This is a genomic window from Spirosoma agri (assembly GCF_010747415.1).
GTDB classification, from domain to species: domain Bacteria; phylum Bacteroidota; class Bacteroidia; order Cytophagales; family Spirosomataceae; genus Spirosoma; species Spirosoma agri.
On record NZ_JAAGNZ010000002.1, the window covers coordinates 834183 to 857598 of the forward strand.

19 protein-coding genes are annotated in these 23416 nt (G+C 52.2%); 10 read left to right on the plus strand and 9 right to left on the minus strand.

The window, feature by feature from the left end; all coding sequences use genetic code 11:
* Nucleotides 1-91: 91 nt before the first annotated feature.
* On the minus strand, nt 92-2176 hold the full coding sequence (kdpB, locus tag GK091_RS20160) for a potassium-transporting ATPase subunit KdpB (protein WP_164041686.1): 2085 nt from the start codon (nt 2174-2176) through the stop codon (nt 92-94).
* 31 nt (nt 2177-2207) lie between these two features.
* Between kdpB and GK091_RS20165 the strand changes: the two genes are divergently transcribed.
* Together GK091_RS20165 and GK091_RS20170 are read left to right on the plus strand one after the other, a co-directional pair.
* Nucleotides 2208-2504 (plus strand): hypothetical protein, encoded by a 297-nt coding sequence (locus GK091_RS20165; protein WP_164041687.1) that lies wholly within the window; start codon nt 2208-2210, stop codon nt 2502-2504.
* A complete protein-coding gene (locus GK091_RS20170) occupies nt 2501-2851 on the plus strand; it encodes a toxin-antitoxin system TumE family protein (RefSeq protein WP_164041688.1) in 351 nt (116 codons plus the stop codon). The genes GK091_RS20165 and GK091_RS20170 overlap by 4 nt, the downstream gene beginning before the upstream one ends.
* Here the strand turns inward: GK091_RS20170 and kdpA are convergent.
* The 4 genes from kdpA to GK091_RS20190 form a co-directional block, all read right to left on the minus strand.
* A complete protein-coding gene (gene kdpA, locus GK091_RS20175; RefSeq protein ID WP_164041689.1) occupies nt 2838-4541 on the minus strand; it encodes a potassium-transporting ATPase subunit KdpA in 1704 nt (567 codons plus the stop codon). The genes GK091_RS20170 and kdpA overlap by 14 nt on opposite strands.
* 90 nt (nt 4542-4631) lie before the next feature.
* Nucleotides 4632-4712 carry a potassium-transporting ATPase subunit F gene (locus GK091_RS20180; RefSeq protein WP_100990970.1) on the minus strand — a complete coding sequence of 27 codons (81 nt, stop codon included), beginning with the start codon at nt 4710-4712 and terminating at the stop codon, nt 4632-4634.
* A 358-nt stretch (nt 4713-5070) separates the two neighbouring features.
* Complete coding sequence (locus GK091_RS20185) at nt 5071-6414, minus strand: sigma-54-dependent transcriptional regulator (RefSeq protein ID WP_164041690.1); 1344 nt, start codon at nt 6412-6414, stop codon at nt 5071-5073.
* A 162-nt stretch (nt 6415-6576) separates the two neighbouring features.
* The gene (locus GK091_RS20190) at nt 6577-8244 is read right to left on the minus strand and encodes a M28 family metallopeptidase (RefSeq protein ID WP_164041691.1); all 1668 of its coding nucleotides are present in this window, start codon (nt 8242-8244) and stop codon (nt 6577-6579) included.
* Between the two features lie 290 nt (nt 8245-8534).
* Between GK091_RS20190 and GK091_RS20195 the strand changes: the two genes are divergently transcribed.
* A complete protein-coding gene (locus tag GK091_RS20195; protein WP_164041692.1) occupies nt 8535-9473 on the plus strand; it encodes a nucleoside hydrolase in 939 nt (312 codons plus the stop codon).
* Nucleotides 9474-9566: 93 nt separating this feature from the next.
* Here the strand turns inward: GK091_RS20195 and GK091_RS20200 are convergent, their stop codons facing one another.
* Nucleotides 9567-10154, minus strand: a complete 588-nt coding sequence (locus tag GK091_RS20200) for a hypothetical protein (RefSeq protein WP_164041693.1) — start codon at nt 10152-10154, stop codon at nt 9567-9569.
* Between the two features lie 178 nt (nt 10155-10332).
* On the opposite strand from GK091_RS20200, the gene GK091_RS20205 reads away from it, so the two are divergent.
* From GK091_RS20205 to GK091_RS20225, 5 genes are all read left to right on the plus strand, one after another.
* Nucleotides 10333-11601, plus strand: a complete 1269-nt coding sequence (locus tag GK091_RS20205; RefSeq protein ID WP_164041694.1) for a glucuronyl esterase domain-containing protein — start codon at nt 10333-10335, stop codon at nt 11599-11601.
* A 19-nt stretch (nt 11602-11620) separates the two neighbouring features.
* Entirely contained in the window at nt 11621-12172 is a 552-nt protein-coding gene (locus tag GK091_RS20210) for an NUDIX hydrolase (protein ID WP_164041695.1), read from the plus strand.
* A 158-nt stretch (nt 12173-12330) separates the two neighbouring features.
* The gene (locus tag GK091_RS20215) at nt 12331-13491 is read left to right on the plus strand and encodes a pyridoxal phosphate-dependent aminotransferase (protein WP_164041696.1); all 1161 of its coding nucleotides are present in this window, start codon (nt 12331-12333) and stop codon (nt 13489-13491) included.
* Entirely contained in the window at nt 13488-14345 is an 858-nt protein-coding gene (locus tag GK091_RS20220) for a prephenate dehydrogenase (protein WP_164041697.1), read from the plus strand. The genes GK091_RS20215 and GK091_RS20220 overlap by 4 nt, the downstream gene beginning before the upstream one ends.
* 110 nt (nt 14346-14455) lie before the next feature.
* The gene (locus GK091_RS20225; protein WP_164041698.1) at nt 14456-15319 is read left to right on the plus strand and encodes an aldo/keto reductase; all 864 of its coding nucleotides are present in this window, start codon (nt 14456-14458) and stop codon (nt 15317-15319) included.
* A gap of 144 nt (nt 15320-15463) precedes the next feature.
* Here GK091_RS20225 and GK091_RS20230 read toward each other — a convergent pair whose 3' ends face one another.
* The 3 genes from GK091_RS20230 to GK091_RS20240 form a co-directional block, all read right to left on the minus strand.
* Nucleotides 15464-15919, minus strand: coding sequence for a ferritin-like domain-containing protein (locus tag GK091_RS20230; RefSeq protein ID WP_164041699.1), 456 nt, complete (start codon nt 15917-15919; stop codon nt 15464-15466).
* Nucleotides 15920-16056: 137 nt separating this feature from the next.
* Nucleotides 16057-17364 (minus strand): UDP-N-acetylglucosamine 1-carboxyvinyltransferase, encoded by a 1308-nt coding sequence (murA, locus tag GK091_RS20235; protein WP_164041700.1) that lies wholly within the window; start codon nt 17362-17364, stop codon nt 16057-16059.
* An 85-nt stretch (nt 17365-17449) separates the two neighbouring features.
* The gene (locus GK091_RS20240) at nt 17450-18265 is read right to left on the minus strand and encodes a DUF4290 domain-containing protein (RefSeq protein WP_164042929.1); all 816 of its coding nucleotides are present in this window, start codon (nt 18263-18265) and stop codon (nt 17450-17452) included.
* A 197-nt stretch (nt 18266-18462) separates the two neighbouring features.
* Between GK091_RS20240 and GK091_RS20245 the strand changes: the two genes are divergently transcribed.
* A complete protein-coding gene (locus tag GK091_RS20245) occupies nt 18463-19848 on the plus strand; it encodes an MATE family efflux transporter (RefSeq protein WP_164041701.1) in 1386 nt (461 codons plus the stop codon).
* Between the two features lie 345 nt (nt 19849-20193).
* Complete coding sequence (locus GK091_RS20250) at nt 20194-23412, plus strand: SusC/RagA family TonB-linked outer membrane protein (RefSeq protein WP_164041702.1); 3219 nt, start codon at nt 20194-20196, stop codon at nt 23410-23412.
* The last annotated feature ends 4 nt before the right edge of the window (nt 23413-23416 follow it).

Below are 23416 nucleotides of genomic sequence, written 5' to 3' on the forward strand. Positions count from 1 at the left end.
CCGCCGTTGCGGCATTCCCATGCGTCTCCTGTGCGACAGCAAAAACCATCCGGTCATGAGACGCAATACCTTGCGTCTCTTCGGGTCGTTATTACACGAACAGGCCGACGACCAGATCAATTAATTTTATACCGATGAATGGCGCAACGATACCGCCTAAACCGTAGATGAACAGGTTCCGGCGAAGCAGGGCTGATGCGCCAATCGGTTTGTATTCAACGCCACGCAGGGCCAGCGGAATCAGCATCGGAATAATGATCGCGTTGAAGATCACCGCCGACAGAATGGCTGATTCTGAACTGTGTAATTTCATGATGTTGATGGCCTGCAAAGCCGGGATCGACATTACGAACAGGGCGGGCACAATCGCGAAATATTTGGCTACGTCGTTGGCGATCGAAAAGGTTGTCAGCGTACCCCGCGTGATGAGCAACTGCTTACCAATTTCAACGATTTCGATCAGTTTCGTCGGGTCATTGTCCAGATCGACCATGTTACCCGCTTCTTTAGCGGCCTGCGTGCCGGAATTCATCGCCACACCTACGTCGGCCTGCGCCAGTGCCGGAGCGTCGTTCGTGCCATCGCCCATCATCGCGACGAGCTTGCCACCGGTTTGCTCGTGGCGGATGTAGTTCATTTTGTCTTCCGGTTTGGCTTCGGCGATGTAATCGTCTACTCCTGCTTTTTCAGCAATGAACTTGGCCGTTAGTGGGTTGTCGCCCGTCACCATCACCGTTTTTACGCCCATTTTCCGGAGTCGGTCAAAACGTTCCGAAATGCCGGGTTTGATAATGTCCTGCAATTCGATGACACCTTTCACCACGTCATTTTCAGATACGACCAATGGCGTACCACCGTTGGCGGCAATCGTTTTGGCCTGTTCATCGGTTTCACCCGGAAACAGATTGCCAGCCCGCGTAACAATAGTCCGGATCGAATCCGTAGCGCCCTTGCGAATCCGAACAACCGAGCCGTTCTGACCAGTAGGCATATCGATCCCTGACGAACGCGTTTCGGCGGTGAACTTAATCATCGTTGCCCCATCGGTCGATAGTTTACTGGTCACTTTCGATCCCCAGTCTCCACTTCGGGCCAGTTCGACGATCGATTTACCTTCCGGCGTTTCGTCGGCCAGTGAGCTGAGCGCCGATGCCCGAATCATGTCCTCTTCGGAGACACCCGGAGCCGGATAGAAGTGGGTTGCCTTCCGGTTGCCGATCGTGATCGTTCCGGTCTTGTCCAGCAGCAGCGTGTCGATGTCGCCCGCTGTTTCGACGGCACGGCCAGACTTCGCGATCACGTTTGCGCGTAAGGCGCGGTCCATGCCCGCAATCCCGATCGCCGATAACAGACCGCCAATCGTGGTGGGAATCAGGCAGACAAAGAGCGAGATCAGCGCGGCAATCGTGATCGGTGTGTTGGCGTACTCCGCGAACGGTTTCAACGCAACGCAGACAATGATGAAGATCAGCGTGAACCCCGCCAATAGAATCGTCAGCGCAATCTCGTTCGGCGTTTTCTGGCGACTCGCCCCTTCGACCAGCGCAATCATCTTGTCGAGAAACGACTCACCAGGCTGCGTTGTGACCTGCACTTTGATGCGGTCAGATAGTACTTTGGTGCCGCCCGTCACCGACGATTTATCGCCACCCGCTTCGCGAATCACCGGCGCAGATTCGCCCGTAATGGCTGACTCGTCGATCGTTGCCAGTCCTTCGATAATTTCACCATCGGATGGGATAATGTCGCCCGGTTCGCAGAGAAATATGTCGCCTTTCACGAGTTGGGCCGACGAGATGGTTTCCACTTCGTTCGTGTACATCGTGCCGACCGAACGGATCACTTTCGCTGGCGTTTCCTGACGCGTTTTGCGTAACGATTCCGCTTGCGCTTTACCCCGCGCTTCGGCAATGGCTTCGGCGAAGTTGGCGAACAGAATTGTCAATAGCAGAATAAACGTGATGGCTATGTTATAAGCCAGTGATCCCTGTGATGTATCGCCCGTTGTGGCAATATAAGCCGTTACCAGTACCATGACGACGGTGCCAATTTCGACGGTAAACATGACCGGATTCTTAATCAGAATCGAGGGGCTTAATTTGACAAATGACTCCCGAATTGCGGTGCCAACGAGTTCGCGCTGGAACAGTGAAGGAGATGAATTTTGCTTTGTCATTTTTGTATCTTTGATAAAAACGTAATTCGTTATGACGGTTCAACAAACATCCGTTGAGAACATCTTCCACGAGATGGGCTATACATCCAGCACGGACTATGCCATCAAAAAGGTACGGGAAGAGCTCTTGTACGAGCTTAAAGTCTGTATGGAACGGATTGAAAAATTTGAAGAAAAATATGGTGTGAGCTATGATGAATTTTCCAAGCGGTTTAGTGAACTGACTCAGTTTGGGCTGTTTGAGCGTGAAGATGATAGCATGGACTGGCGGGCCGAACTTACCGTGCTACGGGGCGTTGAGAAACGATTGACCCTGCTGGTGAAATGATTCATAATTTTCACTCGTTTCGCCATCTGATTGTCGCATCTACATCGTTTGAACCAGTCCACCGGCCAGAGATCACACAGGTGCGAGGTCATCTGATCTTCACCGACCAGTCAGTGCTACATGTGCGTGAAAATTACATTGTTGCTACTGGCTGGATCGACTACTCCTATCACTGGCAAACGGATACGCATCAATTTATTCACCGTTGGGACAATGCTCACCCGGTCGATCTATCAACTTCTCCGCACCATCAGCATATTGGCTCAGAAAATAATGTTCACCCTTCTGAACCAATGACGCTCGAAAAAGTCCTCGCTTTCATTGCCAGTCGCATCACTTCAGACTAAAATATTCGGCCAGCGGTCCCAGCGCCAGTGCCGGGAAGAACGAGAGTGCGGTAATGATAAGGATGACGGCGAAGGTCATGAGTCCGAAGGTGACCGTATCGGTCGGTAGCGTTCCTGACGATTCGGGTACGAACTTTTTGTTCGCCAGCAGACCCGCAATCGCTACTGGCCCGATGATTGGAATGAACCGGCCCAGAATCAGCACGATACCCGTTGCGTAGTTCCAGAAAAAGTTATTGTCGCCAAGTCCTTCGAAGCCCGAACCGTTGTTGGCGTTCGCGGACGTGAACTCATACAGCAGTTCCGTAAAGCCGTGATTCGTTGGGTTGTTGAGCCAGGCCGATGGTTTGACGAGCCAGGCTGCATCGCCATAATGAACAAACAGCCAGGCCGCCAAAGCCGTACCACCTTTCACGAGCAACGTACTCAGCAGGGCCACGATAGACGCAATTTTGATTTCCCGCGCTTCGACCTTCCGTCCGAACAATTCCGGCGTTCGACCGACCATTAATCCAGAAATAAAGACGGCGATGATCAGGTAATAATAGTAGTTCAGGAAACCGACACCGCAACCGCCGTAGAACGCGTTGGTCATCATGCCGAGCAGTTCCATCGTACCCGACAGAGCCATCGACGAATCGTGCATGGAGTTGACCGACCCGGTCGAAATAATCGTCGTCATGATACTCCAGTACGCCGACGCCAGTGGCCCGAACCGAGCCTCCTTGCCTTCCATCGCACCCGTGGGCTGACCTACACCCAGTTGCGCAATGGCGGGGTTACCATGCACTTCGGTGATCAGCGTAGGAATGAGTAGACAGAGCATACCGAGCGTCATGACGCCGTAGATGACCCACGTAAACCGCCGACGATTGATCAAAAAGCCCAGGGCGAAGAGCATTGCAATCGGTAAAATTACCTGCGCTATCATTTCAACCATGTTGGTAAAATAGCTGGGGTTTTCGAGGGGGTGCGCCGAGTTGGCCCCGAACCAGCCTCCACCGTTGGTCCCGACGTGTTTGATCGCAATCATGCCCGCTGCTGGTCCGCGCGAAACGCCGACCGTGTCGCCCTGCATCGTCACGATACTGTCCTTACCGTCGAAACTGGCCGGGGTACCATTGAACGCCAGGAGTAGGGCTACTACAAACGCAATGGGCAATAAAATTCGGGTAAGCGCCTTCACGAAAAATACGTAGAAGTTGCCGACCGTATCAACCACTTTGGGCAGAAACGACCGGATGATCAGCAGAAGCGAAGCGATACCCGTTGCGGCTGACGTAAACATCAGAAAGTTCATGACGAATAACTGGGTCAGGTAGGTTGCGCCCGATTCGCCGGAATAGTGCTGCAAATCGCAGTTGACCATAAAGCTGATCGCCGTATTAAAGGCCAGGTCCGGCGTCATGGATGGGTTGCCGTCTGGATTGAGCGGCAGCGTACCTTGCAATAGCAATAGCGTAAAGGCGAAGGCCAGCCATACGGCGTTGATCGTCAGGAGGGCGGCAAGGTTTTCTTTCCAGTTCATTTCGCGGGTCGGGTCAATGCCGCCGATGCGATAAATGAACCGTTCCAGCGGCCCGTTGGCCGATTCAGGTCGAAAGACGTTGGCAATGTAGTTGCCCAGTGGGATGGCCAGCAGAACGGTTAGCCCGTACATGGCCACAACGCCCAGTAATTCAGTTGACATCTGTTTAAAAACGAGAGTGAGAAAGAGCGAAAGAGTGCCGTTTCCGACGTTGAAGCCGCAACACTAAATGCGACCCTGCCTCTTGTTGGGTTAAAAATTTTCTGGTTTGATCAGGACGTACAGCATGTACGCGAAAACCAGCAATGCGATGATAAATAAGCCTGTGAGCATGCGTATTGAGCGAAAGCGTGAAGTGGCGAATGAGTAGTTGCGATCTGCCTGTAATCATTCACTCATGGTACAATCGATCTAAATGTGTTCAAACCATTTGATGAATTTATAGAAGAAGGTGAAGCAGATCACCGCCGTTGCAACGAGGAGGACGATTTCCATAAAAGCAATTCCGTTTAGTTCGAACAGGGTATGCCAAAAAGCAGTCCACAGCGTAGGTAGTAGAAAAACAATATGCGTATTGTGTTGATAGTTAAGTGATTATTAATAAGATGGATGTGGGGCTGAGACCGCATAGCTCCGCTGACCTTCTCATTTTGACAAGGTCTATTCTCATTTTGGGAATGCTGAATTAGGGCTATAAGTAGCCTAGCTGATACTCTTCGTATTTGCGATAGAGCGTGCTAAGGCTGATGCCGAGGAGCCGGGCGGCTTCGGCTTTGTTGCCACTGGTGTGGCGCAATACCTGTTCGATGTGGTGTTTCTCGACCGTAGCGAGATCGTAAGAAAAAACAGCCGCCGGACCAGCTGGCGACTGAACATCCAGCGGCAGGTAGTCGGGCACCAGCGTTTGGCCGTCACTCAAAATGACCGCTCGTTCAATGACGTTCTTCAATTCGCGGATATTGCCTTTCCAGCTGTATCGGGTTAGCGTTTCGATAAAAGCCGGGCTAAGTGTCATGTCTTTTTTACCGACTTTAGCAGCCTCCTGCCGGGTCAATACGTCGGCCAGAACCGGAATGTCATCGCGCCGGTCGCGTAGGGGAGGCAGTTCGATGGAAAACACGGAAAGTCGGTAGTATAAGTCAGACCGGAACTGGGCGGTTTCAGCATCATGTTTCAGGTCGCGGTTGGTGGCAGCAACGACCCGAACATCGGTTTTAGTTGGCTTGGTGTCGCCAACGCGCATGAACTCATGGGTTTCGAGCACACGTAATAATTTTGCCTGAAGGTCGAGCGCCATCTCGCCGATCTCATCCAGAAAAATCGTCCCTTTGTTGGCTTCCTCGAACAGCCCCTTTTTATCGCGCGTAGCCCCCGTGAACGATCCCGCCCGATGTCCGAAGAGTTCGCTTTCCAGAATTTCTTTACCCAAGGCGCTACAGTTGACGGCCACAAATGACCCCGCCCGGCGTAGACTTGCCTGATGAATAGCCTGCGCGAAAACCTCTTTCCCGGTTCCGGTTTCGCCCGTTAATAGCACCGTCGTATCGGTAACGGCGACTTTACGGGCTAAAGCAATCGCCTGCTGAATAGCCCGCGACTGACCGATAATTTTCTCAAAACCGTATTTTTGCTGAACCTGTTCTTCCAGCCGCTTGATCCGAAATTGTAACTGTGCTTTCTCGATAGCCCGGCTGACCAGCGGAATAATTCGGTCGTTGTCGTCGCCTTTGGTGATATAATCGAAGGCCCCGTTTTTAATGGCTTTCACTCCGTCGGCAATGGTTCCGTAGGCGGTCAGAACGATGATTTCGGTAGCTGGCTGAATCGTTTTGACCTGAGCGGTCAGGTCGATACCGTTACCATCGGGGAGTTTTACATCACTGATAACCAGGTCAATCTCGGTGCGTTCCAGGATGCGCAATCCACTGCGGGCATCGTCGGCCTCCATCACCTGATAATCCTCCAATGTCAGGATTCGGGCCAGCAGTTGGCGGAGTTTGGGTTCGTCGTCAATGAGGAGAATGGTGCCAGGCATAGCATTGGGTGCCGTTTAGGCGGAGCGGGAAGGCATGAATCGACCTGATTCGCTGGCAAAGATGATAAACCAGCGGGCTTTCTTACTACTCGTGACTGAATAAATTGGAAAATCCCTCAGTCATCGGGTGAATTTTTTATTCACCCGATGACTGAGGGATGACTATTTCACGACACGGGCTGGCCCAAACTTCGTTCCGAAAAAGTCGTCTTTATTCCAGGTGGGGCGGCTGTCGGCCTGGGCGGTCAAATAACCGATCAGGAATTGAAGCTGTACGTGTTTAGCCGCAGCGTTGAAATCGAACGGCTGGTTCATGTCATCCTGTGGTGAATGGTAGATCGTTGCCCGCCAGTCGAGATTAAGTTTCGTGCCGTCGAGATTGGGATTGCCCGTTTGGGAGCCACTCTTGATGAAAAGCGCCGGAATGCCCTGCCGAACAAAACTAAAATGATCGCTGCGCATGAATACCGTTTGTTCGGGAATCGGGTCGGGGCTGATCTGAACACCCACGAAGGCGGCTGCCACTTCTGTTTCGTGACCCAGACTCGAATGCTGTGCGCCGTAGGGAACAATGTCGAGCAGCGGATGAAAAAAGAACGGCATGTCCAGGCACAGATTCGCCACGATTTTCTCTTTCGGCACTGTCGGATTACTGGCGAAATAATCGGAACCGAGCAGGCCCATTTCTTCGCCTGTTACCCCTACGAACAGAATCGAACGCCGGGGGGCTTTCGGTAACGACGCAAACAGCCGGGCCGTTTCGAGGTTGATGGCCACGCCCGACGCGTTATCGTGCGCACCGTTGTAGATCGAATCGCCCTTGACAGGCCGGCCAATGCCCAGATGATCGAGGTGGGCCACGTAGACGATGTATTCATTTTTGAGCACAGGGTCCGTTCCGGGGAGCACCGCCACTACATTTTGTCCGGCTACATCTTCCACCATATCCGTCTGGGTATGCAGGTGGGCCGACATGTTGAGCGGAAACGACTGGGACCGGTTTTTCAGCGCGGCAGATACCGCATCGCTGAACGACGTTCCGGCGTTGGTGAACAACAAGCGGGCCGCCGAATCACTCAGCGAAGCAGAACCCTTCAGTGCCGGAAAGGTCCGTTGTGGTTTTCCGCGTTTATCCAGCCAGCGGTAAATCCCCTGTCGGGCGCGGGGCGCGGCTGTCTCGATTCGGTTGCGTAGATCGGTGGGTAAACTGAATGACAGTACTCCCACGGCTCCGTGTGCTGCGGCTATCTCGGCTTTTGCCGATGAATAAAAAGCCCGTTGATTGGATGGGAACGTGGATGGCGCCCCGTTCACGTAGGCCACAATTTTTCCTTTCACATCGATACCTGCGTAATCGTCGTAATTCAATTCAGGCGCTGATACCCCATAACCTACAAATATGACTGGTGCCGTGACGTCGCTGTTGGCGTGGTCAGGGTTAGGGTTCAGAATAAACTGCTTACCGTAGAGCAGAATTTTCTCGTTATCCTTTGAGTCGAACGCTAAAAAACTGGCTTTTTCTCGAACCTGCCACCGGCGCAGAGGTACAGCCTGACGGTAGGTGTTGTTCTCACCCGCCGGTTGCAGGCCCAACGCTTCGAGCTGGGTTTGCATGTAGTTCGCTGCCAACGCAAACCCCCGTGTACCGGGTTTACGCCCTTCGAGAGCATCATCCGACAGAAAACGCATGGCGGCCCGGATTGCTTCGGGCCGGACCGTTTTAGCCACGGTTTGGGCTTCTGCGGAAATGCTGCCAGACTGAGCCAGCGATGGACGCAGACTCAATAGACTGAGGACGACGCAACAAGAAAGAGAGGGAAAAAAACGCATGCTATGATGTGTGAAGTGCAAAACGAGTCGACTAAGATAACCGACGATTTCTGTAGATCAAATTTTGGAACGGCCTCGGTGGATTCGTGAGTGGCTGAAACCTATGCGTTACGTTGGCTGGGTCAGGCTCCCGCTTAGCCCGTCAACTGATCTACCAAGGCCAATCTCGAACTTGCCGTAGCTAAAATAATAGCCACGGGTTAAATTGGCGAAGGACTGGTATATTCGCCGGGCCAATCGAACCAAATTTAATTCCGTCGCAACCGGCAACTAGACAAAACCACCTCATCGTGAAGAAACTACCCGTAATCATCGATTGTGACCCCGGTCACGACGATGCCGTGATGCTCATGCTGGCCGTTGGTAGCGGCCTATTTGACATCAAGGCGATCACCACTTCCGCCGGAAACCAGACTCAGGAAAAAACGCTGAAGAATGCGTTGCGGCTCAAGGCCTTGTTGGAAATCGAGACTCCCATCTACAAAGGATGTGAAAAGCCGTTGTTTCGCGAACTTATCATTGCCGACTACGTGCACGGCGAAATGGGAATGGACGGCCCTATTCTACCCGATCCTACGATCAACCCCGAATCCCTGTCCGCCGTTGAGGCCATTGCCGCTATTCTGACCAACAGTTCGGAAAAGATAACGATTGTACCTACCGGTCCATTGACTAATATTGCTACCTTTCTGCTGGCCTACCCACATCTAAAACCCCGGATTGCGCGAATTTCGCTGATGGGCGGTGGTGCTTTCCGGGGGAATATGACACCAACGGCTGAGTTCAATATCTATGTCGACCCCGAAGCCGCTGCTGTCGTGTTCAACTCGGGCGTTCCGATTACCATGTGTGGGCTGGATGTTACACACAAAGCATTAGTTTTTCAGGAAGATATTGATCTGTTCAGGTCGATAGGCAACAAGACGGGAACGGTACTCGCGGACCTGATGGATTTTTTCTCTATCTTTTATCGGAAGGAACGGACGGAATTGAATGGGGGAGCCGCTCTGCACGATCCGTGCGCAATTGCCTGGCTGATCGATCCGTCTATGTTCCAGTCAAAGACCTGCTACGTCGATGTAGAAGTGACGGGCAAGTTGACGATGGGCACCACCGTTGTCGATTTCTTCGATGTGTTGAAAAAGACGCCAAACGCGGAAGTCGTCTATGACATCGACCGGGAGAAGTACATAAAACTAATCTACGATTCAGTCAAGAAGCTGCCCTAATGGGTAAGGTCGTAAATCAGAAGCGCCCGAAAATGTCACTTTTCGGGCGCTTCTGATTTATGGGGTACGTCGACAACTAGTTTGAGCTACTAATTAAAACCAGGGTCGCCTGACTTTGAATGATCGTTTCAGACCGCTGATCATCAGGAACGCACCAACGATACCGAAAATAATGGCCAGTATGGTGACGTGCAAAATGGCGAACAGAATGGCGACCAAAAGAATAATAACCGATGCTTTGAGTTTCCAACTGATTCGTTGCCACCAGTTTAACTCCTCCCGTAAGGGTATGCCAAGGCCCTGACGAATCTTGTTGCCGAGCCGAAGCTGACCCTTGGGTTTCGGCTTGGGCTTCGGCTGTTGGTCAACGGCTTCGGTGGCCTTAGCCAATAACGACTGTATGTGCTGCATCCGGCGTTCGACGTGGCTAGCTGTCGATTGGACTAGCTGACTTCTCGTACTGGCAACCGCCGGAACGGCTGATTCCGGCATAATAGCTACGAGTTGCTCCGAGAGTAAGACCAAATCCGGTCGTGAACTAGCCGCTTCATCAACTCGTTTTTCGAGGGCTATGCGTGCAGCCGCTGGATGTGACGTTGGTTGGAAATACGCAACGGGCCGATGGCAGGACGAAAAGAAAAGACATAACGCAGCGACGAAAAGGACAGCGGTATTTTTCATTAGGTAGAGTTAAACGATCGGCAATTACGGAAGCAAATGTTCACTTTACAACGAACCGGAAAGGCCGGTTGATATGAATAACGAAAAAAAGCCTACAAAATAGCCTGATCGTAGCCCGGAACGAAGTCGGATAAGTAGGAGAGGCCAAGGGCCTTTCTTTTGCAGAAAATCCTGTTTTATGAATCGTATCCCGCTCTGGTTCGTGCTCCCTTTCTTCGCCGTTAGTATGGCCAGCGGGCAGCAGGCTGATCCGGCTTACAACTACGACGAAGCCAGCGTGGGAGCGTATACCTTACCTGATCCGCTGCTCACTAGTAAAGGCAAGCGCGTGACAAATGTTGCCGACTGGGAGCGTCGCCGGGCCGAATTAATCCAGCTATTTGCGGAGAACGTCTACGGAAAGACACCTCAACAAAACGTCAAGCTTCGGTTCCAGACGGTACAGACAACGGACAATGCGCTGAATGGACTGGCTATCCGGAAACAGGTGTCTATTTTCTTTGTCGACTACCCACAACTGCCGCCAATTGACGTGTTAGTGTACATACCAAAGGCTGCGAATAAGCCGGTTCCGGTATTTCTGGGCCTGAATTTTTGCGGAAACCATTGCGTCACCACGGAAGCCGACATTCCACTTTCTACGCGCTGGATGGGCGACGGACCGGGCGACGTGTCACAAAACAACAAGGCTACCCAAAAAGCGCGTGGCATGCAGGCCCGGCGCTGGCCCATTGAAACAATATTAAAACGCGGCTACGCCGTAGCAACCGCCTATTATGGCGACATCGAACCTGATCATCCGCAAGGGTGGCGTTCCGGAATTCGTTCTGTTCTGGGCGATACCTCGCGTGCCGACAATTGGGGAGCCATCGGGGCCTGGGCCTGGGGGATGAGTCGCATTGCCGATTACCTCGCCACTGAACCCGCTCTTGACGCGCAGCGAATCAATAGTATCGGTCATTCCCGCATCGGGAAAGCGGCCATATGGGCCGGTGCACAGGACAAACGGTTCGTAGCCGTCATTGCCAATGAAGCTGGCGAAGGCGGATCGGCGCTGGCCCGGCGTTGGTATGGCGAAACTGTCGAACGAATCAATACGTCTTTTCCGCACTGGTTTTGTGATCGGTATAAAACGTTCAGTAAGCGTGTCGCTGACTTGCCCGTCGATCAGCATGAGTTGCTGGCGCTGGTAGCACCGCGCCCGCTTTATGTTGCCAGCGCCGAGGAAGATCAATGGTCAGATCCCAAAGGGGAGTTTCTGGGCGCGGCTCAAACGGAGCCCGTTTACCGACTGTATGGCAAAATCGGACTGGGTACAACTACATTTCCCGCCGTTAATCAACCGGTTGGGCACACCGTCCGCTACCATATGCGAAGCGGTAAGCACGACGTCACCGACTACGATTGGGCACAATACTTGCGCTTTGCGGATGCATTAGTCCGGTAGTCCTGCCTACCTTTGTGGCATGATTCCAGAAAATGATCCCCGGCCCTGGACGGTCGAAAATTCCGAATATCTTTATCGGTTGCCCTGGTTTACCGTTCGAAAAGATGCCATCAAAATGGAAAAGGGTGGCGCTATTCCCGATTATTTCGTCTTCGAATACCCCGCCTGGATCAACGTAGTGGCGGTTACGACGGAAGGGCAACTTGTTCTGATCCGACAGTACAGACATGGCATTGCGGGCGTGCATTACGAGCTATGCGCGGGCGTCGTTGATCCGGGTGAAGAGCCACTCGCTGCGGCTCAGCGCGAATTGCTGGAAGAAACGGGTTTCGGTGGAGGACAATGGACACCGTTGCTAACCCTGTCGGCCAATCCGGGCACGCACGCCAACCTGACCTATTCGTTTCTGGCAATGGGTGTTGACCAGAAACAGGCCCAGCATCTTGAATCAACGGAAGAAATTACGGTGCATATTATATCCCCCAATCGGATGGTGGAGATCATCAATCAGGGTGAAATGATGCAGTCGCTGCACATAGCCCCGCTCCTGAAATACCTGTCCGGGCTGTGATTCGCGTGAGTCAGCCGACGAACATTGATTTCGATGATGTTAATGATTTTGAGTTTCCAGGACTTTCTAAACCAGTATCTTTGTCGTTCAAATTGACTGGCAGCCTACTTTTACTATACACGCGGCTGATCCGATCAATCCGAAAATTACCGTTCAGAATGATAATTCCCCTGGCTCACCGAGCCGATCAAACGCAAGAGTACTACTTTTCGGTAAAACTGGCCGAAGTGCGTCGCCTTCAGGCGGCTGGACATGACATTATAAATATGGGTATTGGCAATCCCGATCTCATGCCATCGGCCAACACGCTCGATGCGCTGGTGCAATCGGTGCAACAGCCAACCGCACATGGGTATCAACCCTACAAAGGAACACCGGGCTTTCGGCAGGCTATCGCTGCGTTTTATGGGCATACGTACGGCGTCACACTCGACGCCGATACCGAAATTCTGCCATTGATCGGGTCCAAAGAAGGAATTACCCATATTTCGCTAACCTTCCTAAATGAAGGTGATGGCGTGTTGGTGCCGGAATTGGGCTATCCTGCTTATCGCGCCGTGAGCCAGATGGTGGGTGCCACGGTTCAGGAATATCCATTGCTCGAACACGGCGGTTGGCAACCCGATTGGGAAGCTATGACCGATCTGGTGAGCCGTTTGTCGACGAAGATCATCTGGATGAATTACCCGCACATGCCGACGGGGGCACCCGCAACCCGCGCCTTGTTTGAGCGGGCAGTGCGGTTTGCGCATGATCACCAGTTGTTGCTGTGCCACGACAATCCATACAGCCTGATTCTGAATAAAAAAGCACCCATCAGTCTGTTGTCGATCGATGGCGCACGAGAAGTAGCCGTAGAATTGAATTCGCTGAGTAAGTCGCACAACATGGCCGGCTGGCGTATTGGTTGGATGGCTGGTGAAAAGGCGTACGTCGATGCGGTGCTGACGATCAAAAGCAACGTCGATTCGGGGCAGTTCAAGCCACTGATGGACGCGGCTACCGAAGCGCTTACGAACACCGACGAGTGGCACCGGGAACGCAACGCGGTGTACCAGGGGCGGCTGGATGCTGTTCATGCTTTACTAGACGCCCTGAATTGCTCGTACACGACCGATCAGGAGGGGCTATTCATTTGGGCAAAACTACCCGACTCGGTAGCATCGGCGGAACAGTTTGTGAACGACCTGCTGCTCAATAAACACGTGTTCATCGCGCCGGGCTTCATCTTTGGCCCGAAGGGAAATCGTTACATTCGGGTATCCCTATGCATGCCGAAAGAGCGAATAGAAGAGGCTGTAAAACGAGTAAAAGAATGACTGTTTCAATAATAGGCGTAGGGTTACTAGGTGGTTCGTTCGCACTGGCCATACGCGAAAAATACCCGAAGATACGCTTCGTCGGCGTCGATGCGTCAGCCGTAAATGGGCAATTAGCGCTGGCTAAAGGTATTGTTGATGAAGTACTACCGTTGGCTGAGGCCGTAGCGCAAAGTACGCTGGTCGTCATGGCGACACCCGTTAACGTCATTATTGATCTGTTGCCGGTTGTGCTTGATCTGTTACCCACCGGTGCAACGGTTGTTGATTTAGGATCGACCAAAGAACTGATTTGTGGTATAGCCGATGCGCATCCCAAACGGTCCCAGTTCGTAGCGGTTCATCCGATGGCGGGCACCGAAAATTCCGGTCCCAGTGCGGCCTTCAAAGAGTTGCTTCCGGGCAAAAACCTGATTATCTGCGACCGGGAGAAAAGCAATCCCGATAGCCTGACGCTTACCGAAAGCTTGTTCCGGGACGCGGGGATGAAACTGTTCTACATGACCCCGCAGGAGCATGACCTGCATCTGGCTTATGTTTCACACCTGAGTCACATCAGTGCCTTTGCCCTTGGTCTGACCGTACTGGAAAAAGAGAAAGACGAGCAGGCGATTTTCGATATGGCCAGTACGGGCTTTAGCTCGACGGTGCGACTGGCCAAAAGCTCACCGCAAATGTGGGCACCCATTTTCGACCAGAACCGGGTCAATGTGTCGGATGCACTGGCCGCGTATATCGAGTTTCTTCAGCAGTTTAAGCAGGTGATCGACGATCAGGACGTAACGACCTCACTCGAATTCATGCAGCGCGCTAACGTAATTCGGCGGGTTCTGGACGGAATCGAGAAGCGGTGACGTAAAAACTTCGTCGGCTGAGTCATACAAAAACCGATTCTGGTGGTTAATAAAGAAGCTACAGGACGGGCTGAGTCGTCCTGTTTCGACAATTAACAACAAGAACTAGTATGCAAGCTACGGAAACACCAGCAGCACAAGCTGGAACGATTACGATTGGCGGTGATTTAACCGTTAACAGACTGGCCTACGGAGCCATGCGCCTAACCGGCGAGGGTATCTGGGGACCACCCAAAGATCATGACGAGTGTATTCGTGTACTGAAACGTACGCTCGAACTGGGTATTAACTTTATTGATACCGCTGATAGTTACGGCCCGCACGTTGCCGAAGAATTGATTGCGGAAGCCCTTCACCCGTATGCCGATGGCCTGGTCATCGCGACCAAAGGCGGATTGTTGCGGACAGGGCCGAACCAGTGGCCCGTAGATGGTAGCCGGAAACACCTCGAAGAGGCTCTTGATGGTAGTCTGAAACGGCTCAAACTTGATCAGATCGACCTGTATCAACTCCACCGTTTTGACAGCAAAGTGCCATCAGAAGAGTTTCTGGGCTTTTTGAAGGAGGCCCAACAACAGGGTAAGATCAAGCACATTGGTTTGTCGGAGGTAAGCATCGAGCAGATCGAAGAAGCTAAACAGTATTTCGACGTTGTGTCGGTGCAGAACATGTACAACTTCGGCGAGCAGCGCTGGAATGATGTGCTGAAATACTGCGAAAAAAATGACATTGCCTTCATTCCGTGGTTTCCGCTCAACGCCGGGAACATTTCGGCGCAGGAAGCGATCAAGAAAGTAGCCAAACGGCACGATGCAACGGACTACCAGATTGCGCTTGCGTGGCTGCTGGCTGCTTCGCCCGTGATGCTACCCATCGCCGGAACCTCATCCGTGAAGCACCTTGAAGAAAATGCGCTGGCAGCAACTATCAAGTTGACCGATGAAGATTTGCAGGATATGCCACTGCCCGAATAGCAGGTATGACTGATGACTCGTAGCCAGTCTACACCGTGAGTTTCTGCGTTGAGTTGGCTGACTACGAGTCATGAAGTAATCATTAGTTACCAGCAACAAAAAGGGAATGCCACATGGCATTCCCTTTTTGTTAGTCTTGATCAATTAGGCGGCTGTATGCAAACCTTTGATTTTATCGTAAGCTGCTGTCAGCTCGCTCAGCTGCTTTTGCAGGTCCTCTTTGATGTAAGCTGGGATTTGATCTTTCTCAATCGCATCTTTATAGGCTTCTACAGCCGCATTTTCGCCAAACTCTACGGAACTCAGGATCGTCGAGCGATCTTTACCCGTAACTGCCGATTTGATATCGATCCAGGCACGGTGTAGTTTGCTGGTCAGGTCGGTTGAATCGAAATCAGCAACCCCTTTGCCATCGATCCGAACAATGTGCTCAGCCAACTGGCTGCGGAACTGTTCGCTCTGAATGACCATGTGACGGAACAGGTCGTTCAATGAGGTGTCTTCATTATCCTTAATGGCATCTTCGTAGCCGTGAATCCGGTCATTGTTGATTTTAACCAGGTCGTTGAGGTCGTCAACGATTTCTTTGTTCTGAATCATGACAGTTAATTTTTGATAGTTAATGAATTACAGGTTAATAACCCCCGCCCTGACTAATTGTTTGCCATAAAACCAGAAGACAACAAAAAAAGAGACCGGTCAAAGTCTCTTTTTTTTACGGAATGATTCATCGACAATTACAACCGGATAATCTCCGCGCCGATTGCGTTTAACCGGGTATCAATATGCTGGTAGCCCCGATCGATCTGCTCGATGTTGTCAATAATGCTGGTACCCTTCGCCGACATGGCCGCAATTAGTAAAGCAACCCCCGCCCGAATATCCGGCGATGACATGCGAATGCCTTTAAGCGGTAATTGCCGATTCAGTCCGACAACGGTAGCCCGGTGCGGATCGCAAAGAATGATCTGAGCACCCATGTCGATGAGTTTATCTACAAAGAACAATCGACTTTCAAACATTTTCTGGTGGATCAGGAGCGTTCCCTGCGCCTGAACAGCCGTAACGAGAACAATGCTCAGCAAATCGGGCGTAAAGCCGGGCCAGGGGGCATCGGCAACGGTCATCATGCCACCGTCCAGGAACGTTTCGATCTGGTAACGCTCCTGAGCCGGAATAAAAATATCGTCGCCCCGGAATTCCATCTGGATACCCAGCCGCTTGAACTGATCGGGAATAATGCCAAGTTCAGGAATACGACAGTTTTTGATCGTAATTTCTGATTGCGTCATCGCTGCCAGTCCAATGAACGAACCGATTTCGATCATGTCTGGCAGCATCGTATGTTCTGTGCCAGTGAGCTCCGAAACGCCTTCAATCGTGAGCAGGTTAGAACCAACGCCCGAAATTTTGGCCCCCATCGAGTTGAGCATCTTGCTCAGTTGCTGGAGGTAGGGCTCACAGGCGGCATTATAAATGGTGGTCGTGCCTTCGGCCATAACCGCAGCCATCAATACGTTGGCTGTACCCGTTACCGAGGCTTCGTCAAGGAGCATGTAAGTGCCGCGCAGGTTGCTGGCATCGACCTGATAATAGCCACCATCGTTGGCGTCGTAATTGAACTGAGCGCCTAGTTTCTCGAAACCGAGGAAGTGCGTATCCAGCCGCCGACGACCTATTTTGTCACCACCGGGGCGCGGAATCCGGCCTTTCTTAAAACGGGCAAGCATGGGGCCAAGCAGCATGACCGAACCGCGAAGGGCAGCCGCTTTGCGCTTGTAGGTATCGCTTTCGAGGTAATCGATGTTGACATCTGATGCGACGAACCGGTACGAATATTCGCCGATTTTAGTAACCCACACACCCAGATCTCCCAACAGATCGATCAATTGATTGACGTCGCGGATATTCGGAATGTTATGGATTGTGACGGGTTCTTTCGTCAGCAAAACGGCGCACAAAATTTGTAGGGCTTCGTTTTTCGCCCCCTGAGGAATCAGTTCACCTTTGAGCTTACGCCCACCCGTAATTTGAAAAGAAGCCATTGATTGAATGATAAAGCATACCTGCTGAACAGTGACGTATAAACTAGTTATAACTCACTACTCAGCAGGTATGATTAGGTTGGAATTATCGTCTCCGACGGTCGTTATTGCGGTTGTTATTATTGGGTCGGCCACCGCCCTGCGTTGGACCGTTGCCGAAGTTACGGGGAGTGCCGCCGTCGTTGCGGTTGTTAGGTCGGCTCTGCGTCCCATCACCCCGGTTGTTGCGGTTACCGAAATTACTGCGCTGGTTGCCCCCCTCGTTGCGGTTGTTGGGTCGGCCCTGCTGCCCTTCATTACCCCGGTTATTGCGATTCTGGTTACCGCCAAAATTGCCACCAACCCGTTGCGGCTGCGTCTGATCGCCGGTACGCTCACGAGGGGTGGCTTCAACCAGACCCTGTTCGCGAATCAGCTGAATATCAGCGGCCAGTTTACCATTCGATAGTTCGATCAGGCTCTGGTAAATAGTCTCATCTTCAACGGATTCTTTGTTCCAGGCTTGGTAAAACGTCCGCATGATTCGGGTCAGATAGGACACGAACGCCCGCTTTTCTTCCGGATCTTCGACAGCAATGGCTTTGGCGATCAGCAGATCGACGTTGCGGCCAAAGTGTTTAAACTTCAGGTGGTGCGTATTATAGGGAACGCGCTGCGGCTTTTTGCCCAAAGCCTCTTCCGACGGCGGGGGGTAAGGACTGTCTACGTCTAATGTAAAGCCCGACATGATGTACAGGTCATCCCACAACTTGTTGTAGTAATCCTGACCATCTTTCATATTCGGGTGAATTTGCCGCATCAACTCAACCAGGATATGCGCATAGCGAATGCGTTTTTCCCGGTCTTCAATGTTGACCATGTTGTCAACCAGTTTCTGGATACTGCTCCCGTATTCTTTCAAGGGCGTTGCCTGATTCGTGATGTAAAGAAAACAAAAGTACGAAGAATGCTGCAAGGGGCAAGGGGCTGTTTTTAGGGACCATCATTCACCGTCGCTTGTGTTGAAGGCTGGTTTGAACAAAACGCTTGTCTGCGAGTCGCTACAAGGCATGATCAGGGCAAAGCTGTATCTTTGTTCACGCTATCAATTGCTTATCAATGTCCACCTTTCGTACGTATCGCGCTGAATTCGTAGACACCCTTCGGCTGAGTGTGCCTATTATCATTGCCCAACTGGGTGTTGTACTGATGGGCGTTACGGACAACCTGTTCGTCGGTCGATTACTGGGGGCCGTACCTCTGGGTGCGGCCGGACTAGCGAACTCATTATCATTTTTGATGTCGAGCATCGGGGTTGGCGGGTTGACCGTTGTCGCGGCCCTCGTGTCGAAAGCGCACAGCCAGAACGATGCGGCTGCCGTCAATCGGTTGTTTCGGGGCGGGTCACGGGTAGCCATGCTGTTTAGTATGGTATTCGGCGGTTTATCTGTCCTGCTGGCGTTTAATTTTGACCTGTTCGGGCAGACCGCCGAGGTGACCAAACTAGCGCGGGACTTCATGCTGATGCTGAGCCTGTCGCTGTTTCCGTTGCTCGTCTTCGTGGCCACCCGGCAACTCGCCGATGGGTTGCGCTACCCCCGCGTGGCTATGGCGATCACGATGTCAGCGCTGGGATTGAATGCTTTTTTCAATTACGTACTCATCAAAGGCGTGGGGCCGTTTCCGGAATTAGGGCTGATGGGGTCAGCTACGGCTACGCTGCTTTCGCGCCTGTTCATGGCCGGAGCTATGCTGGCCTACGTGTATCGATCCGCGCGATTTCGGCCCTATCTATTGAAAGCGTTCTCAAACCTGCCAACGACTGACGAAGTCAGAACCACGCTACGGTTGGGCATTCCGGGTGGATTGACCTTTTTCTTTGAGGTCGCTACCTTTTCGCTAGCCGTCGTGATTGTGGGCTGGCTAGGCGAGGACAGACTGGCGGCTCACCAAATTGCGATCAACATGGCGTCCGTAACGTACATGATGGCTACGGGCATTTCGTCGGCTGCGGCCATTCGTGTGAGTGCGGCTGTAGGGAAGAGCAGTCGTGAGGGCGCTTTTCGGGCGGGCGTAGCCGCCTTTATGCTGTCCGTTGGCTTTATGAGTCTGGCTGCCGTACTGTTTCTTACGGCGAATGACTGGCTCGTATCGCTGTACATTCGCGATAGTCCCGACGTGATGCGCATTGCGGCTTCACTGGTTATCGTTGGCGGATTTTTTCAGCTCTCCGATGGCGTTCAGGTGGTGGCGCTGGGCTGTCTCCGCGGCTTGTCGGACGTGAACGTACCGACGATCATTACCCTCTTTGCCTATTGGGTCGTGGCTTTGCCGCTAAGCTACGTGCTCGCGTTCCCTTTTAAGATGGATGCGATTGGTGTCTGGATCGGCCTGTTGCTGGGGTTGAGCATTGCCGCCGTGCTACTTACCGTCCGATTTTTCAGGCGGTTACATCGCTTCGACCAAACACTGATTAGTCCGCAGACTAGTGCTGGGGTTCACTGAGTTTTCCCTCACCGACCCCTCTCCCGTTGCGGGAGAGGGGTCGGTGAGGGAAACATCCTACAAGAATTGACTTTAATATAGTATATAGTGTAGGTAGGCTTACTTACAGCTGTCAAGATAATTTATTATATAGATTCTATAAACAATTGACTATCAATTATAATCAAACCAGGATAAAGTAGGATAATAATTTGAGTATAGAATTAAACTATTGGAATATATCTGGAAACTAGATAGATGTCGGTATCATTGTGCATCACCTGATTTGACGAACGTGTCTGTACAAGATGAGCAGCCGGTTCCGTCAACCCATTACCTTATTCATGTACCTATAAACCCCGTTTTATGCCCATTTATTTACTCAATTATGAGCGGAAAGGACTTCGGCAGTGGTGGCTGCTAATCCTTTTTCTGCTGACCTCCGCCGTTAGTTATGCCCAGACAATCACCGGAACGGTCACCGATGGGGCCACTGGCGAAGCACTGGCCGGGACGACGATCCAGGTCAAAGGAACCAATGTTGGTGCGACGAGCGACTCGAAAGGTCAGTATCAGATTACGCTACCCGCCACCGGCAAGGTACTTGTGTTCTCATTTATCGGTTACCAACCCCTCGAAATTACAGTAGGTAACCGGAGTGTAGTTGATGCCAAGCTGACCGCCACCGACAACGCACTGAGCGAGGTTGTCGTGGTCGGGTATGGGGTGCAGAATCGGCGTGACATTACCACCTCTATCGGCTCGGTGAAGGCGCGGGATCTGGCGAATCAGCCAGTTGCCAGTTTTGATCAGGCGTTGACCGCTAAAATCGCCGGGGTACAGGTTTCGCAAACGTCAGGTGCGCCGGGTGCCGCTTTGTCCGTCCGGGTGCGGGGAACTGGCTCGATCAGTGCTGGAAATGACCCACTGTATGTGATCGATGGTATCCCCCTCTCGCGCGATACCAAATTTGCTACCGGGAGTACTAACACGCAGTTTCCTGATAACCCGATCAACGTTCTGAGTACGATCAATACCGATGATATTGAGAGTATCGAAGTGCTGAAAGATGCGTCGGCTGCGGCCATTTACGGTTCACGCGGGTCGAACGGGGTAGTACTGTTGACCACAAAGCGGGGTAAAGAAGGTAAAACGGTAGTTAATTATGACTCGTATGTGGGTGTTCAGCAGGTGTCGAAAAAGATCGATTTGCTCGATGCTTATCAGTATTCGCAGATCAGCTACGAAGCGAAAAACAACGCTTACCTCGACCGGAATCCAACGGGCCGAGCTACCGATTCGAACGATATTCGGAGTAAGGGCGTGGGTGCACCGAGTACGCTCATTCAGCCCGAAATTGTTCCTTATCTATCCAATCAGTCTGGTTTGACCAACACGGACTGGCAGGATGCTATTTTCCGGTCAGCCGCGATTACGAACCATACGTTGTCTATTTCCGGCGGGAAGGAGAACGTGAAGTTCTACGTATCGGGAAATTACATGAACCAGCGGGGCGTCGTGATTAGTTCGGGTTTCAAGCGCTACAGTGCCCGCGCCAACGTGGAGGTGAAAAGCGGTCGGCTGACGGCTGGTGTCAACCTGAATCCAACGTACGCTTACCACGATCTTGTTAAGGCCGAAGGGCCCTACCTGGGCGAAGGCGTTGTGGGTTTAGCGTTACAGGCGGCCCCGATCTTTCCGGTGACCAATGCCGACGGAACCTACAATTTCGGTAATAATGGCTGGGGCTATGGGGCCACGTCTATCCTGAATCCGGTGGCGATTGCCAATCAGGTGAGTGACAAACTGAGCCAGCTTCGGGTACTGGGCAACGTGTACGCGCAATATAATATTACGAAAGACTTGTCGTACCGGCTTAGCCTTGGCACTGACATCAATACGTTCCAGCGTGATTATTACCGGCCCTCGACGCTCGAAATTCGGGATCGTAAGGGGGCATCAACGCCAACCGGATTTTCGCGGGCACAGAATTTCGTAGACTGGCTCGTTGAAAACACGCTGAACTATAACCATTCGTTCGGGCTGCATACCGTTTCGGCGCTGGCGGGTTTCTCATCGCAGAAAGACCGTCGGGTCGCCAATGAACTGACCGCTACCAACTTCCCGAATGATCTGGTCTATACGCTCAACGCCGGTCAGGTTTCGTCGGGTAGTTCCGATGTTCAGGAGTGGTCATTGCTGTCGTATCTGGGTCGGGTGCAGTATGACTACAACGGCAAATACCTCCTCTCGGCAGCGGTACGGGCCGATGGCTCATCACGCTTCGGACGGAATAACCGCTACGGTTACTTCCCATCTGTATCGGCTGGCTGGAATATATCCCAGGAGTCGTTTCTGAAACCGGTTACGTGGTTGAGCGACCTGAAACTACGCGCCAGCTATGGATTGACGGGTAACTTCCAGATTCCGAACTACGGCTCGATCAGTCTGCTTAGCTATCAGAACTACATTCTTGGCAACGAGACTATCGTGAGTGGTCTGGCACCGGGTAACTCGGCCAATGATAAACTGAAGTGGGAAAAAACGGCCATGTTCGATATTGGCTTCGACGTTAGTTTTCTTCGCAATCGCCTGAACCTGACGGTCGATTATTACAATGCCAATACCTCGGATCTGCTGCTGAATGTGCCCGTGCCGCGCGCATCGGGGTTCAGTACTGAATTGCAGAATATCGGCAAGGTGAACAATCAAGGGGTTGAGTTTACGCTGGGGACGCGCCAGACGTTTGGTCAGTTCCGCTGGGAAGCTAGCGCGAACATTGCCGCTAACCGCAACAAAGTAAAAGCACTCGGACCCTCGGGCGATCCCATTATTGTGGCGGGTGGCGTAGCGGGTGCGCAGTTCATTACCCAGATCGGTCACCCGATTGGTGAGTATTACACGTATGTCAACGATGGTGTTTATAAGAATCAGGCTGAACTGGATGCCAATCCAGCCCTGCACGTGTCGACAGCCCGGCCCGGCGATTTCAAATTCCGTGATGTGAGCGGCCCCAATGGCGTACCCGACGGTAAGTTCGACCTGAGCAGCGACCGGACGGTTACGGGCAGCTACTTCCCGAAATACACGTTCGGCTTTACGAACAACTTCGCCTACAAAGGGTTCGATTTGAGCTTTGCGATTCAGGGTGTTCAGGGACATAAAATTCTGAACCTGCTGCGTCGCTACGTCTATAACATGGAAGGCAACGGTAACCTGTTCGTTGGTGCGCTGGATCGCTGGCAATCAGCTGACAATCCGGGTAATGGACTGGTCAACCGCGCGAATCGGCTGGCTTCGGGATCGAACGGGGAGATTTCGACCTGGCACATCGAAAGCGGATCGTACGTACGTATCCGGAACATTACGCTGGGCTACACGCTGCCAACCGCCCTCTTGCAGAAGATACGCCTGAGTCGTGCCCGGCTTTACGTGACCACCCAAAATCCGTTCACGTTTACCAAGTACCTCGGCTACAATCCCGAAGTAAACAGCCGTCCCGACAGTGCGTTGTCATCGGGTGAAGATTATGGAACGTATCCATTGCCCCGCACAACATCGGTTGGCCTCAACTTATCGTTCTAAACAG